At 72.6% G+C, this 25814-nt stretch carries 24 protein-coding genes; 12 read left to right on the top strand and 12 right to left on the bottom strand.

The annotated features are described in order from the left end of the window. Positions 1 to 161: 161 nt before the first annotated feature. Entirely contained in the window at positions 162 to 539 is a 378-nt protein-coding gene (locus ABZX40_RS19835) for an STAS domain-containing protein (RefSeq protein ID WP_355739430.1), read from the bottom strand. A gap of 328 nt (positions 540 to 867) precedes the next feature. On the opposite strand from ABZX40_RS19835, the gene ABZX40_RS19830 reads away from it, so the two are divergent. After that, positions 868 to 1794: an RNA polymerase sigma factor SigF gene (locus ABZX40_RS19830; RefSeq protein ID WP_355739433.1), complete on the top strand. Its 927-nt coding sequence runs from the start codon at positions 868 to 870 to the stop codon at positions 1792 to 1794. Between the two features lie 324 nt (positions 1795 to 2118). Next, positions 2119 to 3852, top strand: a complete 1734-nt coding sequence (locus ABZX40_RS19825) for an RICIN domain-containing protein (RefSeq protein ID WP_355739436.1) — start codon at positions 2119 to 2121, stop codon at positions 3850 to 3852. Between the two features lie 65 nt (positions 3853 to 3917). On the opposite strand, the gene hutI is transcribed toward ABZX40_RS19825, so the two are convergent. The 4 genes from hutI to hutU all read right to left on the bottom strand — a co-directional run bounded on the left by hutI (position 3918) and on the right by hutU (position 9569). Continuing rightward, the gene (gene hutI / locus ABZX40_RS19820) at positions 3918 to 5093 is read right to left on the bottom strand and encodes an imidazolonepropionase (RefSeq protein ID WP_355739439.1); all 1176 of its coding nucleotides are present in this window, start codon (positions 5091 to 5093) and stop codon (positions 3918 to 3920) included. 50 nt (positions 5094 to 5143) lie between these two features. Continuing rightward, the gene (locus ABZX40_RS19815; RefSeq protein ID WP_355739707.1) at positions 5144 to 6466 is read right to left on the bottom strand and encodes a formimidoylglutamate deiminase; all 1323 of its coding nucleotides are present in this window, start codon (positions 6464 to 6466) and stop codon (positions 5144 to 5146) included. Positions 6467 to 6570: 104 nt separating this feature from the next. Further along, on the bottom strand, positions 6571 to 7773 hold the full coding sequence (locus ABZX40_RS19810; RefSeq protein ID WP_355739710.1) for an allantoate amidohydrolase: 1203 nt from the start codon (positions 7771 to 7773) through the stop codon (positions 6571 to 6573). 77 nt (positions 7774 to 7850) lie between these two features. Beyond that, complete coding sequence (hutU, locus tag ABZX40_RS19805) at positions 7851 to 9569, bottom strand: urocanate hydratase (RefSeq protein ID WP_355739442.1); 1719 nt, start codon at positions 9567 to 9569, stop codon at positions 7851 to 7853. A gap of 320 nt (positions 9570 to 9889) precedes the next feature. Between hutU and ABZX40_RS19800 the strand changes: the two genes are divergently transcribed. The 5 genes from ABZX40_RS19800 to ABZX40_RS19780 all read left to right on the top strand — a co-directional run bounded on the left by ABZX40_RS19800 (position 9890) and on the right by ABZX40_RS19780 (position 13739). Then, positions 9890 to 11275, top strand: coding sequence for a diaminopimelate decarboxylase (locus ABZX40_RS19800; protein ID WP_355739712.1), 1386 nt, complete (start codon positions 9890 to 9892; stop codon positions 11273 to 11275). Positions 11276 to 11461: 186 nt separating this feature from the next. Continuing rightward, the gene (locus ABZX40_RS19795; RefSeq protein WP_355739445.1) at positions 11462 to 11980 is read left to right on the top strand and encodes a hypothetical protein; all 519 of its coding nucleotides are present in this window, start codon (positions 11462 to 11464) and stop codon (positions 11978 to 11980) included. Then, positions 11977 to 12795 carry a transcriptional regulator gene (locus ABZX40_RS19790; RefSeq protein WP_355739448.1) on the top strand — a complete coding sequence of 273 codons (819 nt, stop codon included), beginning with the start codon at positions 11977 to 11979 and terminating at the stop codon, positions 12793 to 12795. The genes ABZX40_RS19795 and ABZX40_RS19790 overlap by 4 nt, the downstream gene beginning before the upstream one ends. An 82-nt stretch (positions 12796 to 12877) precedes the next feature. Then, positions 12878 to 13351, top strand: a complete 474-nt coding sequence (locus ABZX40_RS19785; protein WP_355739451.1) for a roadblock/LC7 domain-containing protein — start codon at positions 12878 to 12880, stop codon at positions 13349 to 13351. A 13-nt stretch (positions 13352 to 13364) separates the two neighbouring features. Continuing rightward, positions 13365 to 13739 (top strand): hypothetical protein, encoded by a 375-nt coding sequence (locus tag ABZX40_RS19780; RefSeq protein ID WP_355739454.1) that lies wholly within the window; start codon positions 13365 to 13367, stop codon positions 13737 to 13739. Between the two features lie 85 nt (positions 13740 to 13824). Here ABZX40_RS19780 and ABZX40_RS19775 read toward each other — a convergent pair whose 3' ends face one another. From ABZX40_RS19775 to ABZX40_RS19765, 3 genes are all read right to left on the bottom strand, one after another. Beyond that, the gene (locus ABZX40_RS19775) at positions 13825 to 14430 is read right to left on the bottom strand and encodes a hypothetical protein (RefSeq protein ID WP_355739456.1); all 606 of its coding nucleotides are present in this window, start codon (positions 14428 to 14430) and stop codon (positions 13825 to 13827) included. A 195-nt stretch (positions 14431 to 14625) separates the two neighbouring features. After that, positions 14626 to 15495, bottom strand: coding sequence for a MurR/RpiR family transcriptional regulator (locus ABZX40_RS19770; RefSeq protein WP_355739459.1), 870 nt, complete (start codon positions 15493 to 15495; stop codon positions 14626 to 14628). After that, a complete protein-coding gene (locus ABZX40_RS19765) occupies positions 15492 to 16967 on the bottom strand; it encodes an aromatic amino acid ammonia-lyase (RefSeq protein ID WP_355739462.1) in 1476 nt (491 codons plus the stop codon). The genes ABZX40_RS19770 and ABZX40_RS19765 overlap by 4 nt, the downstream gene beginning before the upstream one ends. Here ABZX40_RS19765 and ABZX40_RS19760 point away from each other — a divergent pair. After that, positions 16867 to 17151 carry a hypothetical protein gene (locus tag ABZX40_RS19760; RefSeq protein WP_355739734.1) on the top strand — a complete coding sequence of 95 codons (285 nt, stop codon included), beginning with the start codon at positions 16867 to 16869 and terminating at the stop codon, positions 17149 to 17151. The two genes, ABZX40_RS19765 and ABZX40_RS19760, sit on opposite strands and share 101 nt — an antisense overlap. A gap of 52 nt (positions 17152 to 17203) precedes the next feature. Here ABZX40_RS19760 and ABZX40_RS19755 read toward each other — a convergent pair whose 3' ends face one another. Further along, positions 17204 to 17638 carry a PPOX class F420-dependent oxidoreductase gene (locus ABZX40_RS19755; RefSeq protein WP_355739465.1) on the bottom strand — a complete coding sequence of 145 codons (435 nt, stop codon included), beginning with the start codon at positions 17636 to 17638 and terminating at the stop codon, positions 17204 to 17206. A 137-nt stretch (positions 17639 to 17775) separates the two neighbouring features. On the opposite strand from ABZX40_RS19755, the gene ABZX40_RS19750 reads away from it, so the two are divergent. Beyond that, entirely contained in the window at positions 17776 to 18207 is a 432-nt protein-coding gene (locus ABZX40_RS19750; protein WP_355739715.1) for a hypothetical protein, read from the top strand. Between the two features lie 342 nt (positions 18208 to 18549). On the opposite strand, the gene ABZX40_RS19745 is transcribed toward ABZX40_RS19750, so the two are convergent. Both ABZX40_RS19745 and ABZX40_RS19740 read right to left on the bottom strand, forming a co-directional pair. After that, complete coding sequence (locus tag ABZX40_RS19745) at positions 18550 to 19416, bottom strand: phosphotransferase (protein WP_355739468.1); 867 nt, start codon at positions 19414 to 19416, stop codon at positions 18550 to 18552. Positions 19417 to 19613: 197 nt separating this feature from the next. After that, positions 19614 to 20144: a hypothetical protein gene (locus tag ABZX40_RS19740; protein WP_355739471.1), complete on the bottom strand. Its 531-nt coding sequence runs from the start codon at positions 20142 to 20144 to the stop codon at positions 19614 to 19616. Between the two features lie 149 nt (positions 20145 to 20293). On the opposite strand from ABZX40_RS19740, the gene ABZX40_RS19735 reads away from it, so the two are divergent. After that, the gene (locus ABZX40_RS19735) at positions 20294 to 21475 is read left to right on the top strand and encodes a helix-turn-helix transcriptional regulator (RefSeq protein ID WP_355739474.1); all 1182 of its coding nucleotides are present in this window, start codon (positions 20294 to 20296) and stop codon (positions 21473 to 21475) included. A gap of 61 nt (positions 21476 to 21536) precedes the next feature. Here the strand turns inward: ABZX40_RS19735 and ABZX40_RS19730 are convergent, their stop codons facing one another. Beyond that, positions 21537 to 22925: a cystathionine beta-synthase gene (locus tag ABZX40_RS19730; protein WP_355739477.1), complete on the bottom strand. Its 1389-nt coding sequence runs from the start codon at positions 22923 to 22925 to the stop codon at positions 21537 to 21539. A 152-nt stretch (positions 22926 to 23077) separates the two neighbouring features. Here ABZX40_RS19730 and ABZX40_RS19725 point away from each other — a divergent pair, with 152 nt between their 5' ends. Then, a complete protein-coding gene (locus ABZX40_RS19725; RefSeq protein ID WP_355739479.1) occupies positions 23078 to 24100 on the top strand; it encodes an SGNH/GDSL hydrolase family protein in 1023 nt (340 codons plus the stop codon). 280 nt (positions 24101 to 24380) lie between these two features. Next, positions 24381 to 25601, top strand: a complete 1221-nt coding sequence (locus tag ABZX40_RS19720; RefSeq protein WP_355739481.1) for an acetyl-CoA C-acetyltransferase — start codon at positions 24381 to 24383, stop codon at positions 25599 to 25601. The last annotated feature ends 213 nt before the right edge of the window (positions 25602 to 25814 follow it).

The following is a 25814-nucleotide window of genomic DNA, read 5'->3' as shown; positions in this document are numbered from 1 at the left end:
GGCGGGTAGGGCCGGGTGGTGCTCATCAGCGCTTCACCTCACCGATTCACCAGTTCATGATTCAAGCGTCATTGTCGGTGGTACCGGCGGTTTTCTCATCGTGTCGAACATCCCACCGGTGCCACGATCTCTTCTGCCCGACGATTCGGGAGGAACACCCCTCAGGTGGACTCGTCGGCGAGAGCCGCTTCCACCGAGTCATGGAGAGTGAAGACCGCCTCCACACCAGTGATCTCGAACACCCTCGCGACCACCGGTTGCATTCCCGCCAGATGGACCCCGCCACCTGCGGCCTCGGCCTTCAGCCGGGCGCCGAGCAGCACATTGAGGCCCGTCGAGTCACAGAAGTCCAGCCGGGTGCAGTCGACGACCAGCCGGGTCAGCCCCTGGGCGAGGCACTCCTCCAGCGGTTCGCGCAGCAGATCGGCCGTATGGTGATCCAGCTCACCCGCCGGAGTGACCACGGCGCTCACCCCCTGGTGCCGCACTTCCACCAGAAGCCGGCCCGACTGTGCGCTGCCGAGCATCCCGTGGTCCATGCCGTCTCTCTCCCGGGGGTTGTATGGCCGCCGACCGGTCCGTCCGCCTGCCGGCGGACCCTGTGCCCGCCGCGCCGAAGCGGCGGACGACGCCCTCGAACCCTACGCCCTCACTCCCCTCCGCGACACCCGAACAACCTCACATATTTGGACATTTGCGACGCAACGCTACTTGCAGTGGGTACGGAAGAGCGGGTAGGGCTAGTAAGGACACGTACCCGACACGGCCGGCTTCGGAGGCGCCGCACACCGCACCGCACGTACCGGCTTCGGCAGTCATGCAGCCAGCGGCCATGCAGCCATATGCCGAGAACGATGGAGGACACCCATGTCACCCCGGCTCGACGGATCGCAGACCCAGACGGCGACGTCGACGCACGACACCGAATCCGCCACCGACATCGACATCGACACCGCCAGTACCCCCGGTACCGCCACCATGACCGACCCCATGGCCGGGATCCCCGAGATCCCCCCCTTCGCCGAGATCGGGCCGGTCGACGCGCGGGCCCTGTCCAAGACCCTCTTCGAGCGGCTGGAGTCCCTTGAGGAAGGGACCCACGCGTACGCCTACGTCCGCAATACGCTGGTCGAGCTGAACCTCGCCCTGGTCAAGTTCGCCGCCTCCCGCTTCCGCTCCCGCAGCGAGCCCATGGAGGACATCGTCCAGGTCGGCACCATCGGCCTGATCAAGGCGATCGACCGGTTCGAGCTGTCCCGGGGGGTGGAGTTCCCCACCTTCGCGATGCCGACCATCATCGGCGAGATCAAGCGCTTCTTCCGTGACACCTCCTGGTCGGTGCGGGTACCGCGACGGCTCCAGGAACTCCGGCTGGACCTGGCCAAGGCCGGTGACGAACTGGCCCAGCGGCTGGACCGCGCACCCACCGCCGCCGAACTCGCCGAGCACCTCGGCATCTCCACCGACGAGGTGGTGGAGGGCATGGCCGCGGCCAACGCGTACACCGCCTCCTCGCTGGACGCCCAGCCGGAGGACGACGACACCGAGGGCACGCTCGCCGACCGGATCGGCTACGAGGACCACGGCATCGAGGGCATCGAGTACGTGGAGTCACTGAAGCCGCTCATCGCCGGACTGCCCTCCAGGGACCGGCAGATCCTGTCCCTGCGGTTCGTGGCCAATATGACCCAGTCCGAGATCGGCGACGAACTCGGCATCTCCCAGATGCATGTCTCACGGCTGCTGTCCCGCACCCTGCGGCGACTGCGGCGGGGGCTCACGGTGGAGGACTGACCCCGGACGTCACCGTCGGACCTCACCGTCCGGACCTCATCGTCCGGCGTCCGCCGTCGGCGTCCACCCGTAGGAACCCCACAAAGACTTCGCACCCGGCGTCCGGCGGCGCCGGGTGTGGCATGTGGGGCGGGCGGCGCTCCCGGGGGCCGTATGGGAGCGCGCCCATGCCGCCCTGGCGCATTACCGCCGGTAGCCCCTTTTCCCGCAAGCCCCTCTGGACCACTATGGTCACCCTCCAAACTGGCCGGTACGTCAGCAGTGCCGATCGAGGCGCCGCCGCCCCGGCCGTGCTCCAGCGGGGGAACGCGAGGAGGCTGGTGAATGGCTCGGCCCGAGAGGACCGGCGACGACCGCGCGACGCATCCGTACGCGACGCATCCGTACGCGGCGCATCCGGCGGGGACCCATACGGCGGGAGTCCGTCCGGAGGGGGCGAATCCGGCGGGGATCCATCCGGAGGGAGCGCATTTCGGCGCGTCCGACACCCGGCTGACCGAAGCGCTGCGCGGCCCCACCGCCGTCGCCTACCCGGCGCTCCAGGAACTGCGCGCCCGCCACCGCGAGTCGGTCCTCGGCTACGCCCGGCTGTGCACGACCGGCGACTCGGCGGCACGTCAACTCGCCGCCCAGGCGTTCACCCTGGCCGCCCGCGAGACCGCCCGGGGCACCGACCCGTCCGTCCCCTGGCGCCATCACCTCCTGCTGCTGGTCGGGCGGGTGGCCCGCGGCTGGGCCGACGGCGACCGCTCCGCCGCGCTGGACGCGGGTCTGCTGCTGGTGCTGAACACCGGCGGCCCGGACGGTCCCGTACCGCCCCTGCTCACCGCGTACCGGACGCTCCCGGACCGGACCCGGGGGCTGATCTGGTACGGGCCGGTGGAGGGCGAGAGCCCGGAGCGGACCGCCCAACTGCTCGGCGTCACCCGCGCGGACATCGCCTACGGCACCGAACCGGCGCTCACCGCCCTCGGCCGCGCGCTGCTCCGCACCCGGCTCGCCGCCTCCGACGACCCCGACTGCCAGGACTTCCGGCGGCTGATCGAGGAGTCCGTACGGCCGGACTCGCCCCGGCACAGCTCGGACCTCGTCGCCCATATGACCCACTGCCCCTACTGCTCCGGCGCCTATGAGGAACTGACCGCGCTGCGCGACACCCCGCGTACCGCGCTGGCGGAGGGGCTGCTGCCCTGGGCGGGCGCCGCGTACGCCGCCCGGCCTCGGGGCGGGGAGCCGGGTGCGGGGGCGGGGGAGGGGGAGGGGAAGCGGCGGGGCCGGTTCTTCCCGTCGTGGTCCTCGCGGTCCTCGGGGTACTCCCGGTCCTCGCCGTCGTCGCCGTCGTCGCCGTCGTCGCGGTCGTCGCTGCGGGTCGTGGTGGTGTCCGCGGGGCTGGTGGTCGCGCTGATCGCGCTGATGTCCGCGCTGTCGCCGGACGGTCCGCAGCCGCCCGCGCAGGCCGCGAACCCGGTGACGGTCGCTCCGCCGCCACCGCCCCCGGTGACCGTGACAGCCACCGCGACGGAGACGGAGACGGTGTCCGCGAGGCCGACACCGATACCGACGACGACGCCGACACCGACCTCCGTCCCCCGGAAGCCATCGTCGTCGTCCTCGTCCTCGCCCCGGCCCACGTCGGTGTCCCCGCCGGGCGCCTCGTACGCGCAGGTGGTGAACGTGGTCTCGGGGCGGTGTCTGGACGTGCGGGACGGGTGGTTCGACAAGGGGGTGGACGTGGTGACCGCGCCCTGTTCGTCGGCGGCCACCCAGCGGTGGCGGGTGGACGCCGGGCGCGGGGTGGTGCAGTCGGCCGCCGATCCGGAGTACTGCCTCGACAGCCGGGGCGACCCGGAGCGCGGGGTCGGCATCTGGACCTGCTCGTCGGTGGAGGGGCGCAGCGGGCGGAACCTGCGGTTCACGGTCGACGGCTCGGGGCTGATCCGGCCCGAGATCGCCCTGGACACGGCAGTGACGGCGGAGGGCGGGGAGGGGGTCGTCTTCCGGTCCGTGGCGGGGGCGGACGGGGATCCGGGGCAGCGGTGGCGGGCGGGGCGGGCCTGAGCCGGGAGGGAGGGGTGAGGGGGCGTCAGGTGGCGGGGGTTCGCGGCGCCGGACCCGGAGGGGGCTCAGGTGACGGGGGTTCCGCGGCGCCAGACCCGGGAGATCAGGGGGACGCCGGGGCGGTAGGCCAGATGGACATGGCTGGGCGCGTCCAGGAGCGCGAGGTCGGCGTACGCGCCCGGGGTCAGTCGGCCGATGTCGGTACGGCGCAGGGCCGCGGCGCCGCCCGCGGTGGCCGACCAGAGGGCCTCGTCCGGGGTCATCCGCATGTCCCGTACGGCGAGGGCGATGCAGAACGGGACGGAGGAGGTGAAGGAGGAACCGGGGTTGCAGTCGGTGGACAGGGCGACGGTGACGCCCGCGTCCAGGAGGCGGCGGGCGTCGGGCCACTCGGCGCGGGTGGAGAACTCGGCGCCGGGGAGCAGGGTGGCGACGGTGCCGCCCTGGGCGAGGGCGTCGACATCGGCGTCGGTGAGGTGGGTGCAGTGGTCGGCGCTGGCGGCGCCGAGTTCCACGGCGAGCTGGACGCCGGGGCCGTAGGAGAGCTGGTTGGCGTGGACGCGGGGGGTCAGGCCCTTGGCCCGGCCCGCGGTGAGGATCGCGCGGGCCTGGTCGCCGTCGAAGGCGCCCTGCTCGCAGAACACATCCACCCAGCGGGCGTACGGGGCGCAGGCGTCGAGCATCTCGCCGGTGACCAGGGCGACATAGGCGGCCGGGTCGTCGGCGTGGTCCGGGGGGACGATATGGGCGCCGAGGTAGGTGACCTCGTCGGTGTGGGCGGCGGCGATGCGCAGGGCGCGGGACTCGTCCTCGACGGTCAGGCCGTAGCCCGACTTGGTCTCGAACGTCGTCGTGCCCTGGCGGAGGGCTTCGTGGAGGTAACGGGTGAGGTTCCGCTCCAGTTCCCCGTCGCTGGCGGCGCGGGTCGCGGCGACCGTCGTCCGGATGCCGCCCGCGGTGTAGGAGCGGCCGGACATCCGGGCGTTGAACTCCTCGGTGCGGTCGCCCGCGAAGAGGAGGTGGGAGTGGGAGTCGACGAAGCCGGGGATCACGGCCCGGCCCGCGGCGTCGAGGCGATTGTCAGTGGCGGGTGCTTTGCTTGAATCACCGGTCCAGACGATCCGGTCGCCCTCGATGGCGACGGCCGCGTTCTGGATCAGACCGAGAGGGGAGTTGTCGCCGAGGGAGGGGTCGTTGGTGACCAGTGTGGCGATGTTGGTGATGACGGTGCTGCTGCTCATCGTGTCCTCGTGGGGGCGGGAGGGGGCGGGCCGGGCGAGCGTCGGGCGGGTCAGGCGCGGAGCGCGGCCACGGCCCGGGTCAGCGCGTCGGCGGCGTCGGGGATCCGGGTGTGCGCCCCGTCGCGCACGATCTGGCGTCCGGCCACGATCGTGTGCCGTACGTCCGCCGCTGTCGCCGCGAAGACGGCCGTCTCGGCGCCGAGCCTGGGCGGTGGCCCCGCCGTTCTGACGGTGTCGAGGGCGAGGGTGGTGAGGTCGGCGCGCGCGCCGGGTTCGATGGTGCCGGTCCGGTCCCAGCCGAGCGCGGCATGGCCGTCGGCGGTGGCGGCGCGCAGCAGCGCGGCGGCGGTCCAGTGGCCCCGGGTGCGGGTGCGCAGCCGCTCGTTCAGCTCCATCGCGCGGGCCTCTTCGAGCAGATCGATGACGGCGTGGCTGTCGGAGCCGAGCGAGAGCGGCGAACCGGCGCGCTGGAGGGCGGCGGCCGGGCCGATGCCGTCGGCGAGGTCGCGTTCGGTGGTGGGGCACATACAGGTGCCGGTCGCCGAGTCGCCGATCAGCCGGATGTCGGCGTCGGTGAGATGGGTGCTGTGGACGCCGGTGGTGCGGGGGCCGAGGACACCGTGGTCGGCGAGGAGTTGGGCGGGGGTGCGGCCGTGGGCGGCGAGACAGGCGTCGTTCTCGGCGGTCTGCTCGGACAGATGCACATGCAGCGGGGCCCGCCGCCGCTCCGCCCAGTCGGCGACGATGCCCAGCTCCCGCGCGGGCACGGCCCGCACCGAGTGCACGGCGGCCCCGATCCGTACGTGATCCCGTTCCTTGAGAAGTGAAGAGCGTGCGGCCCAGGCGTCGGCGGTGCCGTCGGAGAAGCGGAGCTGATGGGTGGTGGGCGGCTCGCCGAAGCCGGCGGAGAGATAGCAGGTGTCGAGGAGGGTGATCCGGACCCCGGCGTCGGCGGCGGCCTCGATCAGCGCCTCACCCATGGCGTTGGGGTCGGTGTAGCGAACGCCGCCGGGGGCGTGGTGGACGTAGTGGAACTCGCCGACGGCGGTGATCCCGGCGAGCGCCATCTCGGCGTACACCGCGCGGGCGAGGGCGTGATAGGTGTCCGGGGTCAGCCGGTCGGCGACGGAGTACATCACCTCGCGCCAGGTCCAGAAGGTGCCGGAGCCGACCTGGACGGTGCCGCGCAGGGCGCGGTGGAAGGCGTGCGAGTGGGCGTTGGCGAGGCCGGGGAGGGTGAGCCCGCGCAGCACCTCGGCGCCGGGGGGCGGGGCGGTGACGCCGGGGGTGACGGTACGGAGGGTGCCGTCGGCGGGGGTGACGGTGACGAGGACGCCGGGTTCGACATGGGTGCCGAGCCAGGCGTGTTCCAGCCAGTAGGTGGGGTGGCCGGGGCCCGGGGCGGTTCCGTCGGTGTTGTCGTCGGTGTTGCCATCAGTGCTGCTGTCGCTGTCGCCGTCGCTGCTGCTGTCGCTGCTCACGGGTGGATCAGCCCTTCCAGGACATCGGCGAGGGCGAGGACACCGGTCACGCAGTCGTCCTCGGTGGCGTGCTCGGCCGGGGAGTGGGAGACGCCGGTCGGGTTGCGCACGAACAGCATGGCGGTGGGCACGGTGGCGGAGAGGATCCCGGCGTCGTGTCCGGCGCCGGTGCCGAGGACGGGGACGGTGAGGCCGGTGTCCCGGCCCAGGATCCGCCCGATCCGGTCCCGCAGGGCGGGCTCGAACTCGACGACGGGGGTGAAGGACTCCCGTACGACATCGAGGTCCACGCCATGGGCGTCGGCGTGGGCGCGGGCGGCCTTCTCCACGGCGCCGACGACGGCGTCCAGATCCCGCTGGTCGGGGGCGCGGGAGTCCAGCCAGCCGCGGACCAGGGAGGGGATGGCGTTGACGCCGTTGGGTTCGACGGCGACCTTGCCGAAGGTGGCGACGGCTCGGGCGAGTCCGGCCTCGTGACGGGCGGCGAGGACGGTCTCGGCGTAGGGCAGCATCGGGTCGCGGCGGTCGGTCAGCCGGGTGGTACCGGCGTGGTTGGCCTCGCCCCGGAAGTCGAACCGCCACCGTCCGTGCGGCCAGATGGCACTGGCGACGCCGATGGCATCCCCGCTGAGGTCAAGCGCGCGGCCCTGCTCGACATGGAGTTCGACGAACGCGCCGATCCGGGCGAGCCGGTCGGGGTCGGCGCCGATCGCGTCCGGGTCGTACCCGGCGGCCTCCATGGCGCGGGGCAGGGTGATGCCGTCGCCGTCGGTGAGGCGGTGCGCCTGGTCGCGGGTGAGCTGTCCGCTGCTGAGCCGGGATCCGACGCAAGCGAGCCCGAAGCGGGCGCCCTCTTCGTCGCCGAAGTTGACGATGCCGAGGGGGCGGGTGAAGTCGGTGCCCCGGCGCCGGAGTTCATCCAGCGCGGCGAAGGCGGAGACGACACCGAGGGGGCCGTCGAAGGCGCCGCCGTCGGGCACGGAGTCGAGATGGGAGCCGGTGACCACGGCGTCACCCAGGGCGGGATCGCCGAGCCAGGCCCACTGGTTGCCGTTCCGGTCGACCTCGTGGACCAGTCCGCGGGCCTCGGCCTGCGCGGTGAACCAGGCCCGGCACTCGGCGTCGGCCGGGGTCCAGGCGAAACGGCGGTAGCCACGGGAGGCGGGGTGGCGGCCGAGGGGGTGGAGGTCGCGCCACATCTGGTGGAAGGAGGGGGGTGGGGGTGGTTGTGGGGACGAGGGCGGGCCGTCGGGGGGGCCGCCGGGTGCGCGCCGGGTCACTTGGACTCACCTTCGCCGTGCGGCTTGCCTTGACCCCGGGCCTCGCCCTCGACCCCGTTCCCGCCCTCGCGCATAGGTACCCGTACCCCCCGCTCCCCCGCCACCGACTCCGCGATGTCGTAGCCCGCGTCGACATGGCGGATCACGCCCATGCCGGGGTCGTTGGTGAGGACGCGGCGGATCTTCTCGCCGGCCAGGGGGGTGCCGTCGGCGACGGTGACCTGCCCGGCGTGGATCGAGCGGCCCATGCCGACGCCGCCGCCGTGGTGGAGGGAGACCCAGGAGGCGCCGGAGGCGACGTTCACCATGGCGTTGAGCAGGGGCCAGTCGGCGATCGCGTCGGAGCCGTCGAGCATGGCCTCGGTCTCCCGGTAGGGGGAGGCGACCGAGCCGCAGTCGAGGTGGTCGCGGCCGATGACCAGCGGAGCGGCGAGTTCACCGCCGGCGACCATCTCGTTGAAGCGCTCCCCGGCCCGGTCGCGCTCGCCGTAGCCGAGCCAGCAGATACGGGCGGGCAGGCCCTGGAAGTGGACGCGTTCTTCGGCGAGCCGGATCCAGCGGGCGAGGGACTCGTTCTCGGGGAACAGTTCCAGGATGGCCCTGTCGGTCTTGGCGATGTCGGACGCCTCGCCCGACAGGGCGGCCCAGCGGAAGGGGCCCTTGCCCTCGCAGAACAGGGGGCGGATATAGGCGGGGACGAAGCCGGGGAAGGCGAACGCCCGGTCATATCCGGCGAGTTGGGCCTCGCCGCGAATGGAGTTGCCGTAGTCGAAGACCTCGGCGCCTGCGTCCTGGAAGCCGACCATGGCCTCGACATGCCGGGCCATGGACTCCCGGGCCCGGACGGTGAACCCGGCGGGGTCCTTCGCGGCGGCGGAGGCCATCTCCTCGAAGGGGACGCCGAGGGGGAGGTAGGCGAGCGGGTCGTGGGCGGAGGTCTGGTCGGTGACGATGTCGATGGGGGCGCCCAGGGCGAGCAGTTCGGGGAGCAGTTCCGCGGCGTTGCCGAGGACGCCGATGGACAGCGGGCGGCGGGCGTCGCGGGCCTCGACGGCGAGCCGGAGGGCGTGGTCGAGATCGTCGGCCCGGACATCCAGGTACCGGTGCTCGATACGGCGTTCGATGGCGCGGGGGTCGCAGTCGATACAGAGGGCGACGCCGTCGTTCATGGTGACGGCGAGGGGCTGGGCGCCGCCCATGCCGCCGAGTCCGGCGGTGAGGGTGATGGTCCCGGCGAGGGTTCCGCCGAAGCGCTTGGCGGCGACGGCGGCGAAGGTCTCGTAGGTGCCCTGGAGGATGCCCTGGGTGCCGATGTAGATCCAGGACCCGGCGGTCATCTGGCCGTACATGGTGAGGCCGAGGGCCTCCAGGCGGCGGAACTCCTCCCAGGTGGCCCAGTCGCCGACGAGGTTGGAGTTGGCGAGCAGGACGCGCGGGGCCCACTCATGGGTCTGCATCACGCCGACGGGGCGGCCGGACTGGACGAGCATGGTCTCGTCCTGCTTGAGGGTGCGCAGGGTGCGGACCATGGCGTCGAAGGAGCGCCAGTCGCGGGCGGCCTTGCCGGTGCCGCCGTAGACGACCAGCTTGTCGGGGTGCTCGGCGACCTCGGGGTCGAGGTTGTTCTGGAGCATCCGCAGGGCGGCCTCCTGCTGCCAGCCCAGGGCGCTCAGTTCCGTACCGCGGGGGGCTCGGACGGGCCGGGGTCCTGACATGGTCTGCCTCCTGGCTGATCGCTCCCGTGACCGGGCCGGTGTCCGTGCGGGCCACCGTCCGTCGCCTTCCGTTTACTGCGATTATTCACATCCTGAGGCGATGAATAAGGCTAGTCAAGGGTGGGGGCCCGGCGGGGCCCGGACGGCGGGCGTGTTTGGCTGGACATATGGGTTCGTACACCGAACGGAACAGGCTGGACAGGTTGGACGGGACGGGGGCCGACATGACGGACGACGCCACGACGGGCAGAGCGGACGGTACGGCGGGCATGGCGGGCGATACGGCGGGCATGGCGGGCGATACGGCGAGTGTCGCGGGCATGGTGGGCGGGGCCCAGGTGACGGCGGCGGACAGGGCGGCGCGGCGGGACGGTGCCGTGCGGGCGGCCGTGGAGCAGGGGCTGCTCGGCCCCGACTCCCCCCTCGTCGGGCTGCTGGACGTGACCGGCGTCCGGGAGTCGGCGGCGGCGCTGCGGGCCGCGTTCGCCGAGGTGACGGCACCGGGCACCCCGGTGCTGCACGCCTTCGCGGTGAAGGCGGGCCCACTGGTCCCGGTCCTGCGGCTGCTGCGCGCGGAGGGCATCGGCGCGGAGGTGGCGAGCCCGGGTGAGCTGGCGCTCGCACGGGCGGCGGGCCTGCCGCCGGAGCTCACGGTGCTGGACTCCCCGGCGAAGACCCCGGCCGAGCTGCGCGAGGCGCTGGCGCTGGGCATCGCGGTGAACGCCGACAATCCGCAGGAGCTGGACCGGATCGACGCCCTGATGCGGTCGGCGCCGAGCCGCTCACCGCTCGGTATCCGGGTGAACCCGCAGATCGGCGGCGGGGCGATCGGCTCGACCTCGACGGCGACGGCGACCTCGAAGTTCGGGGTGGCGCTGCGCGACGAGGGGGCCCGGGAGTGGGTGGTGCGGGCGTACGCGGAGCGGCCGTGGCTGTCCCGGCTGCACGCGCACACCGGGTCGCAGGGCATCCCGCTGGAGCTGCTGGCGCGCGGGGTGGCGGAGACGTACGCGCTGGCGGAGGAGATCAACGAGCGGCTCGGGCGGCGCCAGATCGACACCCTCGACATCGGCGGCGGGCTGCCGGTGAACTTCGGCTCGGACGAGGAGAGCCCGACCTACGCGGAGTACGCGCGGCTGCTGGCGCGGACGGTGCCGGGGCTGTTCGACGGGCGGTACGGGCTGGTGACGGAGTTCGGCCGGTCGCTGCTGGCCAAGCACGGCACGGTGGTGGCGCGGGTGGAGTACGCCAAGAGCGCGGGCGGGCGGCCGGTGGCGGTGACGCACGCGGGGGTGCAGGTGGCGACGCGGACGGTGTACGCGCCGCAGTCGTGGCCGCTGCGGATCGCCGCGTACGACGGCAAGGGGCGGGCGAAGTCGGGGCCCGGGGTGGTGCAGGACGTGGCGGGACCGGCCTGTTTCGCGGGTGACCTGCTCGCCGAGGGGCGGGCGCTGCCACTGCTGGAGCAGGGCGACTACGCGGCGGCGCTGGACACGGGCGCGTACTACTTCGCCCACCACTACGGCTACAACTCGCTGGCCCGGCCGGGGGTGTACGGCTTCCTGACGGACGGGACCGGCCCCTCGGGGAGCGGCGTCACCTTCGCCACCGTCCGCGAACCGCAGCGGCTGGAGGAGATCGTCGCCGAGTCGGGCGGGGCGCACACCGAGGCGCTGACCGCCCTGCGCCCACCGGACGCCCGCTGACCTGCGCCCACCTCACCGGGGCACCGGACACCGGGGGCCAACCGGCGTGAAACACACGTCAGTTGGTCGACATTAGTACCCCGGACGCATGTTCCACCGGAAAATGCCGGAACCACCACTCCCCTTCCGCACTGTGCGTAGTTTCTACGTCACTCAGGCGAACACCAGGCGGGAGGGGAGACCGGCGTGCCCGGAATCGACGAGTGTCTGCTGGAGACGATGCGGTTGCCCGGGGCCCGGGGTGCCGCGCTGGTGGACTGGACGAGCGGGCTGGCGCTCGGGGTCGTCGGGGAGTTCCCGGGCGGTGACGCGGAGGCGGCGGCGGCCGAGGCGGCGGAACTGGCCCGCCCGGCGGCCGAGCTGAGGCTCTTCGCACCGCAGGACGACGACCCCGGCGGGGGCGGAAGGGGCGGATCCGGCGCGTCCGACGCGTCCAACGGATCCGGCGCGTCCGGCAAGTCCGGCGCCTCCAACGGATCCGGCGCGTCCAACGGGTCCGGCGGGTCCAGCGGGTCCGCTCCGGCCGGTCCGCCGGTGGAGGATCTGATCGTCACCAGCCGGGACGGCTACCACGTCCTGCGGTTCCTGCCGACGTCGTTCGAGAGCACGGTCGTGCTGCATGTGTGGCTCGGCCGCGCGGACGGCAATCTCGCCCTCGCCCGGATCCGGCTGGGGGAGATATCCGGACGGCTGGTGCTGGGATGATCATGGTCGACACCCCGCTCCCACCCCCGCCGCCCGCATCACCGCCACCCCCTCCCCCGCCCCCGCTGCCGGTCCGCCACCACCCCCGGCACCGCCGCCCGGCCTCCGACCAGGACTCCGGGGCCCTGTCCCCGATGCTGATCCGGCTGGCCGCCGAGGGGGCGACCGGCACCCTGCACCGCGAGCGCGGCTCCCTGCGGCTGGCGGCCGGGCAGGTCGTGCACGCCGAGAGCCCCTCGGCCCCGGGCGTCGAGGCCCTGCTCCCGGCCGACGCCCCTCTCCCCCAGGGCGCCCTGGAACTGCGCCGCCTCGAAGCCCTCTACGACGCCGCGTACTTCGCACTGGCACCGAGCAGCACGCCGGGCCGGTTCCGGTACGGGGGTGAGGCGGGGGGCGAGGGGGTGGGGCCGGTGCGGGTGCCGGTGGCCGTGCTGGAGCGGACGGTGGTGCGGCGGCGGGCGCTGCTGGACCGGATCTGGCCGGACCCGCGGGCCGACACCGCGCCGCTGGTCCGGGCCGGGGACGTACCCGCCCGCTCGGTCACCGTGCGCCAACGGGCGGTACTGGACCGGGTGGACGGCGTCCGCACCGCGCCGGACATCGCCCGGGAGCTGGGGAGACAGGGGTTCCACACGCTGGTGGACGTACGGCGGCTGGTGGCGGCGGGCCTGATCCGCCCGGCGGAGCCGGAGCCGGAGCCGTACCCGGACCCGGAGCCGTACCGGGAACCCGCGCCCATCCCCGCGCCCACCCCCACTCCCGACCCCGACATCACCTTGCTGAAGAGGCTCAGGGATGCGCTGGAGGCCCTTTGAACGCCGACGCCCGGACACCGCCGAACCCGACAACGAAGCCGACGAAGCCGGTGACCCCGCCCCCCGTCGCATGGGTGACCTCATGACCACCCCCACCGTCCTGGACGAACTGCACCGCCTGCGCGCCCTGCTGCCCCAGCTCACCGGCGCCCTGGCCGCCGGGGTCGACGGACTGGTCGTCGCCCATGACACCCCCGGCGTCGAACCGGAGGGCCTCGCCGCGCTGACCGCCGCCGCGCTCGGCGTCGCCATGCGCAGCACCGAGGCCACCGGCAAGGGCGAGTTGCGGGAACTGCTGCTGCGCGGCACCCGGGGCTATGTGGCGACCTACGCGGCGGGCCGTACCGCCGTACTGACCCTGCTCACGGAGGACCGGGTGAACGTCGGGCGGCTGCATCTGGAGGGCCGTCGCGCGGCGGCCCGGATCGGTGAGCTGGTCGACGCGGCGGCCCCACCGCGCACCCCAAAAACACCCCCCACACCCCCCACACCCCCCACGCACCACCCGAACCATCCCCCCACCAGCTACACGAAGACACCCGGCAACGACAGCTGAGAGGACCCCCATCATGGCCAACACCGAGACCGCCCTGAAGGAAGCACTCGCCTCGATCGAGGGCGCCACCGGAGCCGCGCTGGTCGACTACACCAGCGGCATGGCCCTGGGCACCCTGGGCGGCAGCAAGAGCTTCGATCTGAACGTGGCCGCCGCGGGCAACACGGACGTGGTGCGCGCCAAGATGCGCACGATGGAGCATCTGGGGCTGAAGAGCGAGATCGAGGACATCCTGATCACCCTCTCCGACCAGTACCACCTGATCCGGCTGCTCAAGGGCCGGGGCGGCAACGGGCTGTTCCTCTATCTGGCACTGGACGCGAACCGGGCCAACCTGGCGATGGCCCGGCACCAGCTGAAGAAGATCGAGGAGAGCCTGGAGGTCTGACCCCGGCCACGGCGCCGGGACGGAACGCAACGCAAGGCAACGCAACGGGACGGGACGGGACGCGACAGAACGGCCCGCCACCCCCTCAGACCAGCGCAGCGTCCCGGCGGCGGGCCCCGCCCGGGGCCGCGTCGCCGGCCGCGATGCCGGTGCTGCGGTACCCCTTGACCGCCTTGCCGGCCGGGCGTCCGGCGTTCTTCGCGAGCCAGTCCACCCGCACCCACAGCAGGGCGTCCTCGGTCCGCTCGCGGCGCCCGAGCCAGGCCGCCTTCAGCCGCAGCCCGGCCCCGCACCCGGCGAGCAGCATCCCCCCGGCCGCGGGCACGGCGAACGCGCTGCCCAGCGCGGCGGCGAAGGCCAGCACCAGCCACCAGCGGTGGCCGCGCCGCCAGGCGCGCGTGGTCACCGCCCGGTCCTGGAGCACATCGTGCTTACCCGCCCGGGAGGCACCCCGGGCCAGCCCGTCGTATCGCTTGCGCCCGCGCAGGGCGACGACGGCGAGCGCGACGATGAAGAACGCGGCCCCCGCCATCACCCCGATCCGCCGCCCGGTGATGCCCGGCACCAGCACACCGATCCCGGCGGCGGCCACCCCGAGCCACCACATCGGCGCCGACCCGGCCCGTACGACGACGGCCACCCGGGCCAGCCCCTGAGCCCTGCCCTGCCCTCTGCCACCCGCCTGTGCCATGTCCCTGCCGCCTCCTCGCATACGCGTCTCCTCGCGCATCGTCTGTTCGCGCACCGTCCCGGGCGGCGGAGACTAGCGCCGGAAACTGAGACCAGTCTGAGAACCGAACCGAACCGAACCGGAACCGAACCTCCTCCCCCTCTCCCCCCACTCCCCCCTCCCCCTCTCCCCCCTCCCTCCGGACCGGAGGTCGACTCACTCCACGAACAACCCCCGCGCCGCCGCCCGCGTGTCGAACTCCTCCAGCCGGGCCTGCGCGTCCGGCAGGTCGTCGCACATCGCCTCCAGCAGCACCCGCCCGAGCAGCATCGGCGCGCAGGCGGTGTCGAAGGCGAGCCCGGTGCCGACGGCGGCGGGCAGCAGCAGATCGGAGACCTTGGCGACCGGCGCGAACGCGGAGTCGGCAACGGTGACGACGGTGAGCCCGCACTCCTTGGCGTAGACGAGGGTGTCGACGACCTCGCGCGGATGCCGGGGCAGGGCGAAGCAGAGCAGCGCGGAGGCCCCGGCGTGGACGGCGGCGGCGATGCGGTCCTGGAGCATGGTGCCGCCCTCGTCCAGCAGCCGTACGTCCGGATGGACCTTGGCGGCGAAGTAGGCGAAGCCGTACGCCTGGGCGGCGGCGGTGCGCAGACCGAGGACGGGGAGCGGGCGGGAGGCGGCGAGGAGCCGTCCGGCGCGCTGGACGGGGCCGGGGTCGGCGAGGGCCTCGGCGAGCTGGCGGAGGTTCTCGATCTCGGCGGCGACGGCCTGCTGGTACTCGTTGGGGGCGGCGCTGTCCGTGGCGGGTCCGGCGGGGGCGGTGTCGCGCAGAGCGCGGCGCAGCGCCGGGTAGCCGTCGAAGCCGAGGGCGACGGCGAAACGGGTGACGGAGGGCTGGCTGACTCCGGCGAGTTCGGCGAGTTCGACGCTGGAGAGGAAGGGGACGTCGGCGGCGCGGCGGACCATGCTGTGGGCGATACGGCGCTGGGTGGGGGTGAGCCGGTGGCCCTCGAAGAGGGACTGGAGGCGCGCGGCCGGGGTGTCGGCGGGGCGGCGTGCCGGGCGGCTCTCGGCGGCGGTCATAGGGAGGTGGTGCCCTTCCAGAGGTCGGTGAAGCGGTCCAGGAGTGCGGCGGCGGCGGTGACATCGTCGGTGAGCGGCCGGTCGGCGAGGTCGGCGTCGAGGACGGACTCGGCGAGTTCGAGGGCGTGTCCGGCGGGCAGCCCGGGGTCGGGGCGCAGATCGCGCATCCGCAGGGCGCGGACGGCGGCGACGAGTTCGCAGCCGACGACGAGGCGGAAGGCGTCGCAGGCGCGCAGGGTCTGCCGGGCGGCCAGGGACGCGAAACTGGCCTGTTCCTCGACGCCCCGGGAGAGCACGGCGTGGCCGAGGGAGGCGGGGGCGGAGAAGGCGCGCAGATCACCGAGGGCGGCGCCGGCCGCGTACTCCAGGATCATCACGCCGGAGGAGGCGGGTTCGTGGTCGGCGAGGAAGGGCCGCAGGCGGGTGTAGGCGGGCTCGTTGAGGGTGGAGAGGCGGGAGGTGGAGAGCCGGGCGACCTGGGTGAGGGCGAGCCGGAAGTGGTCGAGGGCGAGGGCGAGCTGGGCCTGGTAGAAGCCGCCGTGGTGGTAGGCGGCGAGATCCTCGGCGGAGATCAGCGGGTTCTCGGAGGCGGAGTTGACCTCAATGGCGAGGACGTCGTCCAGCGCGTCGGCGGCGTCGTGCGCGGGCCCGTGTATCTGGGGCAGGCACCGGAAACCGTACGGGTCCTGGATGCGCCCCAGGGGTGGGGTGGGCCGGTCGGCGGCGCCGATCAGCTCGCGCATCCGCCGGGCGACCTCCAGGGACCCCTTGTGCGGCCGGGCGGCGTGCACGGGGGCGGCGTACGCCTCGTGGGACCCGTCGACGGCGACCAGCGAGAGCGCGGCGACGACCTGGGTGGCGGCGACGAGGCCGCGCAGTTCGTGCAGGGCGAGGGCGGCCTGGCCGAGGGTGAGGGCGTTGGAGCTGATGAGGGCGAGGGCGTCGTTGTTGTCGAGGGCCTGGGGGGCGGGGGCGCCCTGCCCGGCCCAGGGATGCTCCCCGGCGAGCGCCAGCCCGAGCTGGGCGAGGGCGGCGAGATCACCGGTCCCGACGGACCCGAACTCATGGACGACAGGCTGAGCCCCGTTCGCCAACGCCTCGCAGAGCGCCTCCACGACGCTGGGCCGCAGCCCGGCCCCACCCGCGAGCAGCTGATTGGCCCGTACGGCGAGCATGGCGCGGACCTGCCGGGCGGGCACCTCGGCGCCGATCGCCCCGGCGTGGCTGCGCAGCAGCCGGAGCCCGTGCCCGGCGGCGGAGTCGGTGGGCAGATCCTCGGTGCGGTTGGCGCCGACGCCGGTGGAGCGGCCGTAGACCCGCCCGGTGGCGGCGATGCGCCGGGCGGCGTCCCAGGACTCCTCGACCCGCCTCATGGCATCACTGCCCGGCACGGGCCGGGCGCCCCCGTCCGCGAGCCGGACGACGTCCTCGACCCGCAGCCCGATCCCGTCCAGGACGACGATCCCCCCCACGGACGCGACACCCGACGACGAGGACGAGGACGACGAGGACGGCAAGGACGAGGACGGCAAGGACGACGACAACGACGACAACGACGACAACGACGACCATGACGACGGCACCACGACAGCGCTCCCCTCGGTCCCCTGCCCGGCCGCTTCTGCGACCTATTCACACGAGGAGAACTCTGCATGAAGCTATACAGACGGGCAAGGGGACCGATCCGGGCCCGGAGGGGGAGGCCCCGTCAGCCGAGCCGCTCCCCGTACACCCGGTCCACCGCCATGATGATCAGCGCCCGCCGATCGGAGACCATCACCGCCCGGTACTCCTCCCAGTCCTCGTGCTCCCCGGCGGCGAGCCGGTAGTACTCCACCAGCGCCTCGACCTCCGGGCCGTGCGGATCGGTGCCGGGCCCGGTGAGGGTGACGGTGCCCTCGGCGGTGGCCCAGGACATGCCGTCGGTGCTGGTCACCTCCAGCGCGGCACGGGGGTCGCGGCGCAGATTGGCGTACTTGGCGGTGCGCTGCCCGGTGGAGACGTAGAGCAGACCGGTCCGGGGGTCGTAGTGCGGCATGACGGGCGAGAGCTGGGGCCGTCCGTCGGCCTTGAGGGTGGCGAGCACCCCGAGCTTGCGCTCGGCGAGCAGGGCGTGGGGATCGAACGAGGTGGTGGATGTCATAGGACCATCATCGGCGGACCGGCGGCCCGGCTCGCCGCGGTTCGGCGAGAGGGGCGAACCGGGCCGGGCCGAAAACCGGGGGCTAACCCCAGTGCACCCCGCCCGCCCCCCTCCTTACCGTGGGGAGCATGAGCGGAATGGACGCGCAGGACGCAGACCTGAAGAAAGAGCTGAACGCCACCCTGCACGCCCGCAGGGATCTGGGCGAGGAGTACGAGTTCGCGCTGGTCGACTCGTTCCTGGAGAAGATCGACCAGCGGATCGACGGCGAGGTGGAGCGGCGGGTGCGCCGCCAGTTCGCGGAGCAGCGGATGACAGCGGCGCGGGACAGCCGCTCCCCCACGGCGACGGATTCCTGGGGTGAGCGGTTCGGTTTCGGGATCGTCTCCCTGGTGCTGGCGATCCCGCTGTCCGCGATCGGCGGCGGGGTGGCGGATCTGCCGGGCCTGCTGGTGGCGTGGGCGGGCATCGTCGGGGTGAATGTGTTCCAGGCGGTGCGGGTGAATCCGAATCTGTTCGGAGGCCGCCGCCCGAGGAAGACCTCGGACGACGACGCCTGGGAGGACTGACCGCCGTACCCGGTCGATCGTCCGCGCTCCCGAAAATATGCGCGGGGACCGCCGCACCCCCGTCACCGGGGGGCGGGACGACGGCGGTCCCCGCGAGGGACGCGGGCCGGGTCAGGGCCGGGCCTGCGCGTCCGGGCGTCCATGGAGGTCCGGGAGCCGCTCCGGAGGTCCTTGGACGTTCGGTGCCGGCCGTGGCGGGGAGCCGCTCCCGCCCTGCCGACAACGACCAATCTGCCGGACGCGTGTTAAGTCGGTGCTGCGGGTACGTGACACGCTCGTACCACTTCCGCGAAGGGCAGCGTTCGCGCCGGGGACCGGAGATTCGGCGGGGTCATCGGCTGTTCACCGGAACTTGGCCGCGATGCCTTGTTCCCGACCGGAAGGGCCGACGCCCCTCGGTCCCCCGGGCGGCACCTCCACACCCCGGTGATCGGCCCACGCCTCGCAGGCCCTCGCCATGTCCATCAGCCAGCTCTCATCGGGCTTGCGCCGGGAGAAGGCGCGGTACATGCGCAGGGTGGCCGCGGCGAAGGCGTCGACGGCCCGCTGATCGGCTCCGCCCCATGCCGCGCAGCGAGCCGCCCACCCCTCCGCCTCGGCAGGGCTGTGACCGGCACTGATGAGCTGCACCACGAGCAGCGCCGGGTCGATGAACCCCGCTCCCCGGGTGGGCCAGGCCCAGTCGACCACCCATGTCCGGCGTCCGCCCATGATGAAGTTGCTGGGATGGATGTCGGTGTGCAGCAGCACGTCACCCCGGAACAGCCGCGCGTCCTCCTCACGGACGACGAAGCGGTCCCAGCGGGTCTCGGCCCATTCCCGCGCGGGGTGGGGGAGGGCGATGCGGCTGATCGAGTCCACTGTCTTGGCCACTTCGGGTAGATCGGAGGAGCCGGGCAGCAGACCGGCCGCCCGGCCCTCCGCCCACTCGAACCCCAACGCCAGCCACTCGCCGTTTCTCGCATACCACTGGAGCGTCGGAGAGAGCGGCTGGACATACGGGTTGACGAGCCTCTCGCGCGCGAGCGAGGCAACCCGGCCTCCGGCCCGGTTCCGGATGGCCTTGACGAAGAACCGGCCCTTCTCGGCGTCGACACGCGCGGCGAGATCGGAGCTGAAGCCTCTGGGAGTGCGCTGTATCTCGCGCACCGCACCCGCGTGGGGGCGGATCAGGGCAGCGATCTCGGACTCGGGGAAGTCAGGAGTCATGGTCGGGTTCAGTTCCTCGGGCTGCGCTCGTCATCGGTGTTCGCGAAGGCAGGGGCGGGGTTCACGAGTGGTGCTCCGCCGACGCTCACTGCCCGGACCCGATGACCACGGACAGGACATAGGCGAAGACGGAGACCCAGACGATGAACGTCGGCAGCCCCCACCGGAGGGAGGCGTCCTTGACGGCCGGTGGCCTTTCAGCCACGCCCGAGGCCCTGGGGCGGCGCGGGCACGAGCGCCGACGACGGCGGTGGGTTGGTGCGCCGGTCCAGATCGAGGCGTGCCATACGGGCCCGGATCAGCCGGTCCCGCTCCGGGCGCCGGATGTCGTCCGGGTCCGCCGTCCACGGCGGCTCACCGGGCTCCAGCGGGCGGAGCAGATAGCCGACGACCTCGCCCATGCCGTCCGTGGCGGTGTCGAGGACGGTCTCGCCGGTGAGGGGGCGGTGGGGCCGGTCGGCGAGGACGCTGGGCGGGTTGCTCTGACCGAGGGCGACCCGAAGGGCCCGATTGAGCCGCAGCACGTCCGTGACGCCGAGTCGGCCGATGAGGATGGGGGCGGTGTGCTCGTCGCCGGCCCAGTCGACGCGGGCGTGGGAGGGGGTCACGCCGATGCGCAGCAGTAACTCCATGAGCGCTTCGTAGGCGTCTTGGGAGGGGTTGCGGGTGGCCTCAATACTCACGTGACCGTGGGTGGTCGTGGTTGGTTCGGGGGTGGGGTCAGGCATGTGGGGGCTCCTGATGTCAGCCGTATTTGCTGTCCGATATCAGGAAACTGCGTCAGATCAAGATCAGTTGACACAGAACTTGCACAACACCATGGAGCAGCAAAGCATCTGACGGTACGTACGTAGGCGGACGTGCGACAGTGAGGCACATGGAGAACACCCCCGCCCCCGGTGAGAACATCGCCGTACTGCGCAAAGCGCGTGGCCTGGGTCAGGCCAAGCTCGCTCGGATGGGAGGCATCTCCGTGTCCCTCCTGGCCAAGATCGAAGGCGGCACGCGCCCCGCGACTCCTCCCGTGGTCGCCGCCTTGGCCAAGGCCATGCGCGTCACCACCGCCAGAATCCACGGCCAGCCCTTCTCGGACGAGACCCGGCAGGTGGAACTCCTGGACGACCTCCGCGCGGCGGTCCGGCGCTACACCCTCCCCCGCGAGGACGTACCCCCGCCGGAGGCGCTGGCCGCCGAGGTGAGGACGGCCATGGCACTGCGCGCCGGGACCAAGTACCTGGAGTTACTGGACCTGCTTCCCCGGCTTCTCGGGCAGGTGACCGCCACGGCGCTCTCCGCCCCCGGCGAAGCCGGAGTCTGGTCACAGCTGGTCGACGTCTACGGGTGCGCGTACGCCGCCGCGCACCGGCTCGCCCAACCCGACCTCGCCGACATGATCGTGTCCCGCCAGGCGTGGGCGGCGCAGCAGACCTGGAACCCGGAGGCCGAGGTCGCGACGGCCTGGAACGAGGCCGGCACCTACCAGAGCGCGGGCCAGTACGACGACGGCCTCGCGATCGTCGAACGGGCCATCGCGAAGTACGAGCGGGCGGGCGGGGACAGTTCACCCGCACAGGCCATGAGCCTCGGCTCGCTGCATCTGCGCGGAGTCGTCCTCGCTTCCCGGTACAAGGACAAGGAAGCCACGGCCGACCATCTGCGCCGCGCACACCACTACGCCCGGCTCGTCCCCGCCGATGTCCTCTGGCACAACCTCACCTTCGGACCGGCCAACACCGCCCTGTACGAGCTGGCCTCGCATGTCGAACTCGGTGAACCGGGCATGGCCGTGGAGATGAGCGATCCGCTGCTCAGGAATCCGCCGCCGTCCCTCAGCCCGAGCCGCCTCGGACGCATGTACATCGACATCAGCAGGGCCAGGCTCGACGTCAGGAACTACTCCGGCGCCGAAGAGGCCCTGCACAGGGCCTTCGCCGTGGCGCCCGAGATGACCGAGGCGCACCCCATGGCGCGCGAGGTGGTCCGGGTCCTCTTCGTGCTCCACCAAAGGGCCCGGCCCACCCTCATGGGCATGGCCGAGCGGACCGGCCTCGCCACCTGATCCCACGGCGCACAGCACCGATAAGGGCCCCGATCCCCTCGGGAACCGGAGCCCACTCCTTCTACTTCGTCTGATGCGCCAAGAACGCCAGCAGATCCTGCCGCCCGATAACCCCCACCGGCTTCCCCTCCACCAGTACGATCGCCGCGTCCGCCCCGCCCAGTACCTGCATCAGGTCGGACACCGGCTCACCGGAACCCACCTGCGGCAGCGGTGCCGACATGTGTTTCTCCAGCGGGTCGTCCAGCGAAGCGCGCCGGTTGAAGAGCGCGTCCAGCAGTTCCCGTTCCACCACCGAACCGACGACCTCCGCCGCCATCACATCCGGGTGCCCCGCGCCCGGCTTGACCACCGGCATCTGGGACACCCCGTACTCGCGCAGCACCTCGATGGCCTGGCCCACCGTCTCCTCGGGGTGCATGTGCACCAGCGACGGGATCGCGCCGTGCTCCTTGTCGTCCAGGACATCGGCGACCCGCGCGCTGGGACCGGTGTCCTCCAGGAACCCGTAGTCCGCCATCCACTCGTCGTTGAAGATCTTGCTGAGGTAGCCGCGACCGCTGTCCGGGAGGAGGACGACGACCACATCGTCCGGCCCCAGCCGCTCCGCCACCTCCAGCGCCGCGACCACCGCCATCCCGCAGGAGCCGCCCACCAGCAGGCCCTCCTCCTTCGCCAGGCGCCGGGTCATCTGGAAGGAGTCCTTGTCGGACACGGCCACGATCTCGTCCGCGACCGTCCGGTCGTACGCCGTCGGCCAGAAGTCCTCACCGACGCCCTCCACCAGGTACGGCCGTCCGGACCCGCCCGAGTAGACCGAGCCCTCCGGGTCCGCGCCGATGACCTGGACCCGGCCCTCGCTCGCGTCCTTCAGATAGCGCCCGGTGCCGGAGATCGTGCCACCGGTACCGACGCCCGCCACGAAGTGGGTGATCCGCCCCTCCGTCTGCTCCCACAGCTCCGGCCCGGTGGAGTGGTAGTGGGACTCCGGGTTGTTCGGGTTGGAGTACTGGTCCGGCTTCCACGCCCCCGGCGTCTCCCGGACCAGCCGGTCGGAGACGTTGTAGTACGAGTCGGGGTGATCGGGGTCCACCGCCGTCGGGCAGACGACGACCTCCGCCCCGTACGCCCGCAGGACGTTGATCTTGTCGGTGCTCACCTTGTCGGGGCACACGAAGATGCACTTGTACCCCTTCTGCTGCGCCACGATGGCCAGGCCGACGCCCGTGTTCCCGCTGGTCGGCTCGACGATCGTGCCCCCGGGCAGCAAGTCCCCGCTGCGCTCCGCCGCCTCGATCATGCGCAGGGCGATGCGGTCCTTCACGGAGCCGCCCGGGTTGAAGTACTCCACCTTGGCCAGGACGGTCGCCCGGATGTCCTTGGTCACGCTGTTGAGCCTCACCAGCGGGGTGTTGCCGACGAGGCTGATCATCGAGTCGTGGAATTGCACCGTTGTCTCCGGTTGCTGCAAAAGGGGTGGTCGTGATGGTTCGCCCAGCAGCCTACGGCCCCGGTCCCGCGTTCACTCCCCGTTGAGATTGGGCGACGGGCAGTACGGGGCAAGGAGTGGATGTACGGCACGTAAGGAGGTGGCGGCGATCCATGACGAGCATGTCAAGGGCGCGAGTGGCCCGGCGTATCGCGGCAGGCGCGGCGTTCGGCGGGGGCGGTATCGGGCTGATGGGGGCGGCGGCGATCGGGGTGGTCCTCGCGGAGGTCCGGCTCGCCCGGCGGCAGGTGGGCCACGGGACGTCGTCGTCCCGCGTCCCCCACGCGGACGGGCTCTACGGGCAGCTCTACGCCACCCCGGGCGAACCGCCCCTCGCGCTGACCCTCCTGGGTGACTCCACGGCCGCCGGACAGGGCGTCCACCGCGCCCAGCAGACCCCGGGCGCCCTGCTGGCCTCCGGGCTGTCCGCGGTCGCCGAACGCCCGGTCCGGCTGCGCAACGTGGCGCTGCCCGGCGCCCGCTCCGACGACCTCGACCGCCAGGTCGCGCTGGTCCTGGAGGACAGCTCCCAGGTCCCCGACATCTGCGTGATCATCATCGGCGCGAACGACGTCACCCACCGGATGCCCGCCACCCAGTCAGTCCGCCGGCTGTCGGCAGCGGTACGGCGGCTGCGCACCGCCGGTGCGGAGGTGGTCGTCGGCACCTGTCCCGACCTGGGCACCATCGAGCCGGTCCAGCAGCCGCTGCGCTGGCTCGCCCGCCGGGCCTCCCGGCAACTGGCGGCGGCCCAGACCATCGGGGTGGTGGAGCAGGGCGGGCGCACGGTGTCGCTGGGCGACCTGCTCGGCCCCGAGTTCGCCGCGAACCCGCGCGAACTGTTCGGGCCCGACCACTACCACCCGTCCGTCGAGGGGTACGCCACCGCCGCGATGGCCGTCCTGCCGACGGTCTGCGCGGCGCTCGGCCTCTGGCCCGCCGGTGAGGACCGTCCGGACGCCTCCCGCCGCGAGGGGTTCCTCCCGGTCGCCAAGGCGGCGGCGGAGGCGGCCTCGGAGGCCGGCACGGAGGTCGCCGCCGCGATGCCCACGGGGCCTCGCGGGCCGTGGGCGCTTCTGAAGCGGCGGAGGCGGAGGCGGGTGCGGGTGGAGGAGACGGCGCCGGTCACTCCGTAAAGGGGCCGGGTCACTCCGTAAACGGCGCCGGTCATTCCGTAAAGGGGGCGGGGCACTCCGTATAGGGGGCGGGGCGGGTGCGGGTGGTCCGTGGTTGCTCGCGCGGTTCCTCCCCCAGAGGGGGGTACCCCCAGCGCCCCTGAAGGGGCACTGGGGCCAAGCAAGCGCTTGGAAAGTGCGGTCCGTGTCACACGACGGCACCCGTGACCGATGACATACGTGCGGGTAACTTCCAAGCAGCCCCGCCCACCCAGCCGTACGTACGCCCCTGGAGCCGGAAATGCCCGAAGCCGTCATCGTCTCGACCGCCCGCTCCCCCATCGGCCGTGCCTTCAAGGGCTCGCTCAAGGAACTCCGCCCCGACGACCTCACCGCCACGATCATCCAGGCCGCCCTGGCGAAGGTCCCGGAGCTGGACCCGAGGGACATCGACGACCTGATGCTCGGCTGCGGCCTCCCCGGCGGCGAGCAGGGCTTCAACCTGGGCCGGATCGTCGCCGTGCAGCTGGGCATGGACCACCTCCCCGGCTGCACGATCACCCGTTACTGTTCGTCCTCCCTCCAGACCTCCCGGATGGCACTGCACGCCATCAAGGCCGGTGAGGGCGATGTCTTCATCTCGGCCGGGGTCGAGACGGTCTCCCGCTTCGCCAAGGGCAGCTCCGACTCCCTCCCCGACACCCACAACCCCCTCTTCGCCGACGCCGAGGCCCGTACCGCCGCCACCGCCGGGTCGACCGGCTCCACCTGGCACGACCCCCGCGAGGACGGCCTCGTCCCCGACCCCTACATCGCGATGGGCCAGACCGCCGAGAACCTCGCCCGCGCCAAGGGCATCACCCGCGAGGAGATGGACGCGTTCGGCGTCCGCTCGCAGAACCTCGCCGAGCAGGCCATCAAGGACGGCTTCTGGGAGCGGGAGATCACCCCGGTCACGCTCCCGGACGGCACGGTCGTCGCCGCGGACGACGGCCCCCGCCCCGGCGTCACCCTGGAGGGCGTCCAGGGCCTCAAGCCCGTGTTCCGCGCCGACGGACTGGTCACCGCCGGGAACTGCTGCCCGCTCAACGACGGCGCCGCCGCCGTGATCATCATGTCCGACACCAAGGCGCGGGAGCTGGGCCTGACCCCGCTCGCCCGGATCGTCTCGACCGGCGTCTCCGGGCTCTCCCCCGAGATCATGGGCCTCGGCCCCGTCGACGCCTCCCGCCAGGCGCTGCGCCGCGCCGGGCTCACCATCGACGACATCGACCTGGTCGAGATCAACGAGGCGTTCGCCGCCCAGGTCATCCCCTCCTACCAGGACCTCGGCATCCCCCTGGACAAGCTCAACGTCAACGGCGGGGCCATCGCCGTGGGCCACCCCTTCGGCATGACCGGCGCCCGCATCACCGGCACCCTGATCAACTCCCTCCAGTGGCACGACAAGCAGTTCGGCCTGGAGACGATGTGCGTCGGCGGCGGGCAGGGCATGGCAATGGTGATCGAACGCCTCAGCTGACCCCCGCCCCTCTCCCGTCCCCCATTCCCACGCCTTTCCGTAATCACAAAGGCACTTAACGTCACTCATTGGCCCAGAACCCGGCAATCTCCGGAGTTCTGGGCCGATTTGTGATCCAATCTCCCTCAGGATGTGACCTATCTCCCCCGTCGTGGAAATCACCGCAGGTCAGCGTGTTGAACTGATAAGCCGTGGGTCCAAAGTCCTGTCCGT

The organism is Streptomyces sp. NPDC004610, from assembly GCF_040609715.1.
GTDB lineage: Bacteria > Actinomycetota > Actinomycetes > Streptomycetales > Streptomycetaceae > Streptomyces.
This window is presented reverse-complemented; position numbering and strand designations above follow the sequence as displayed.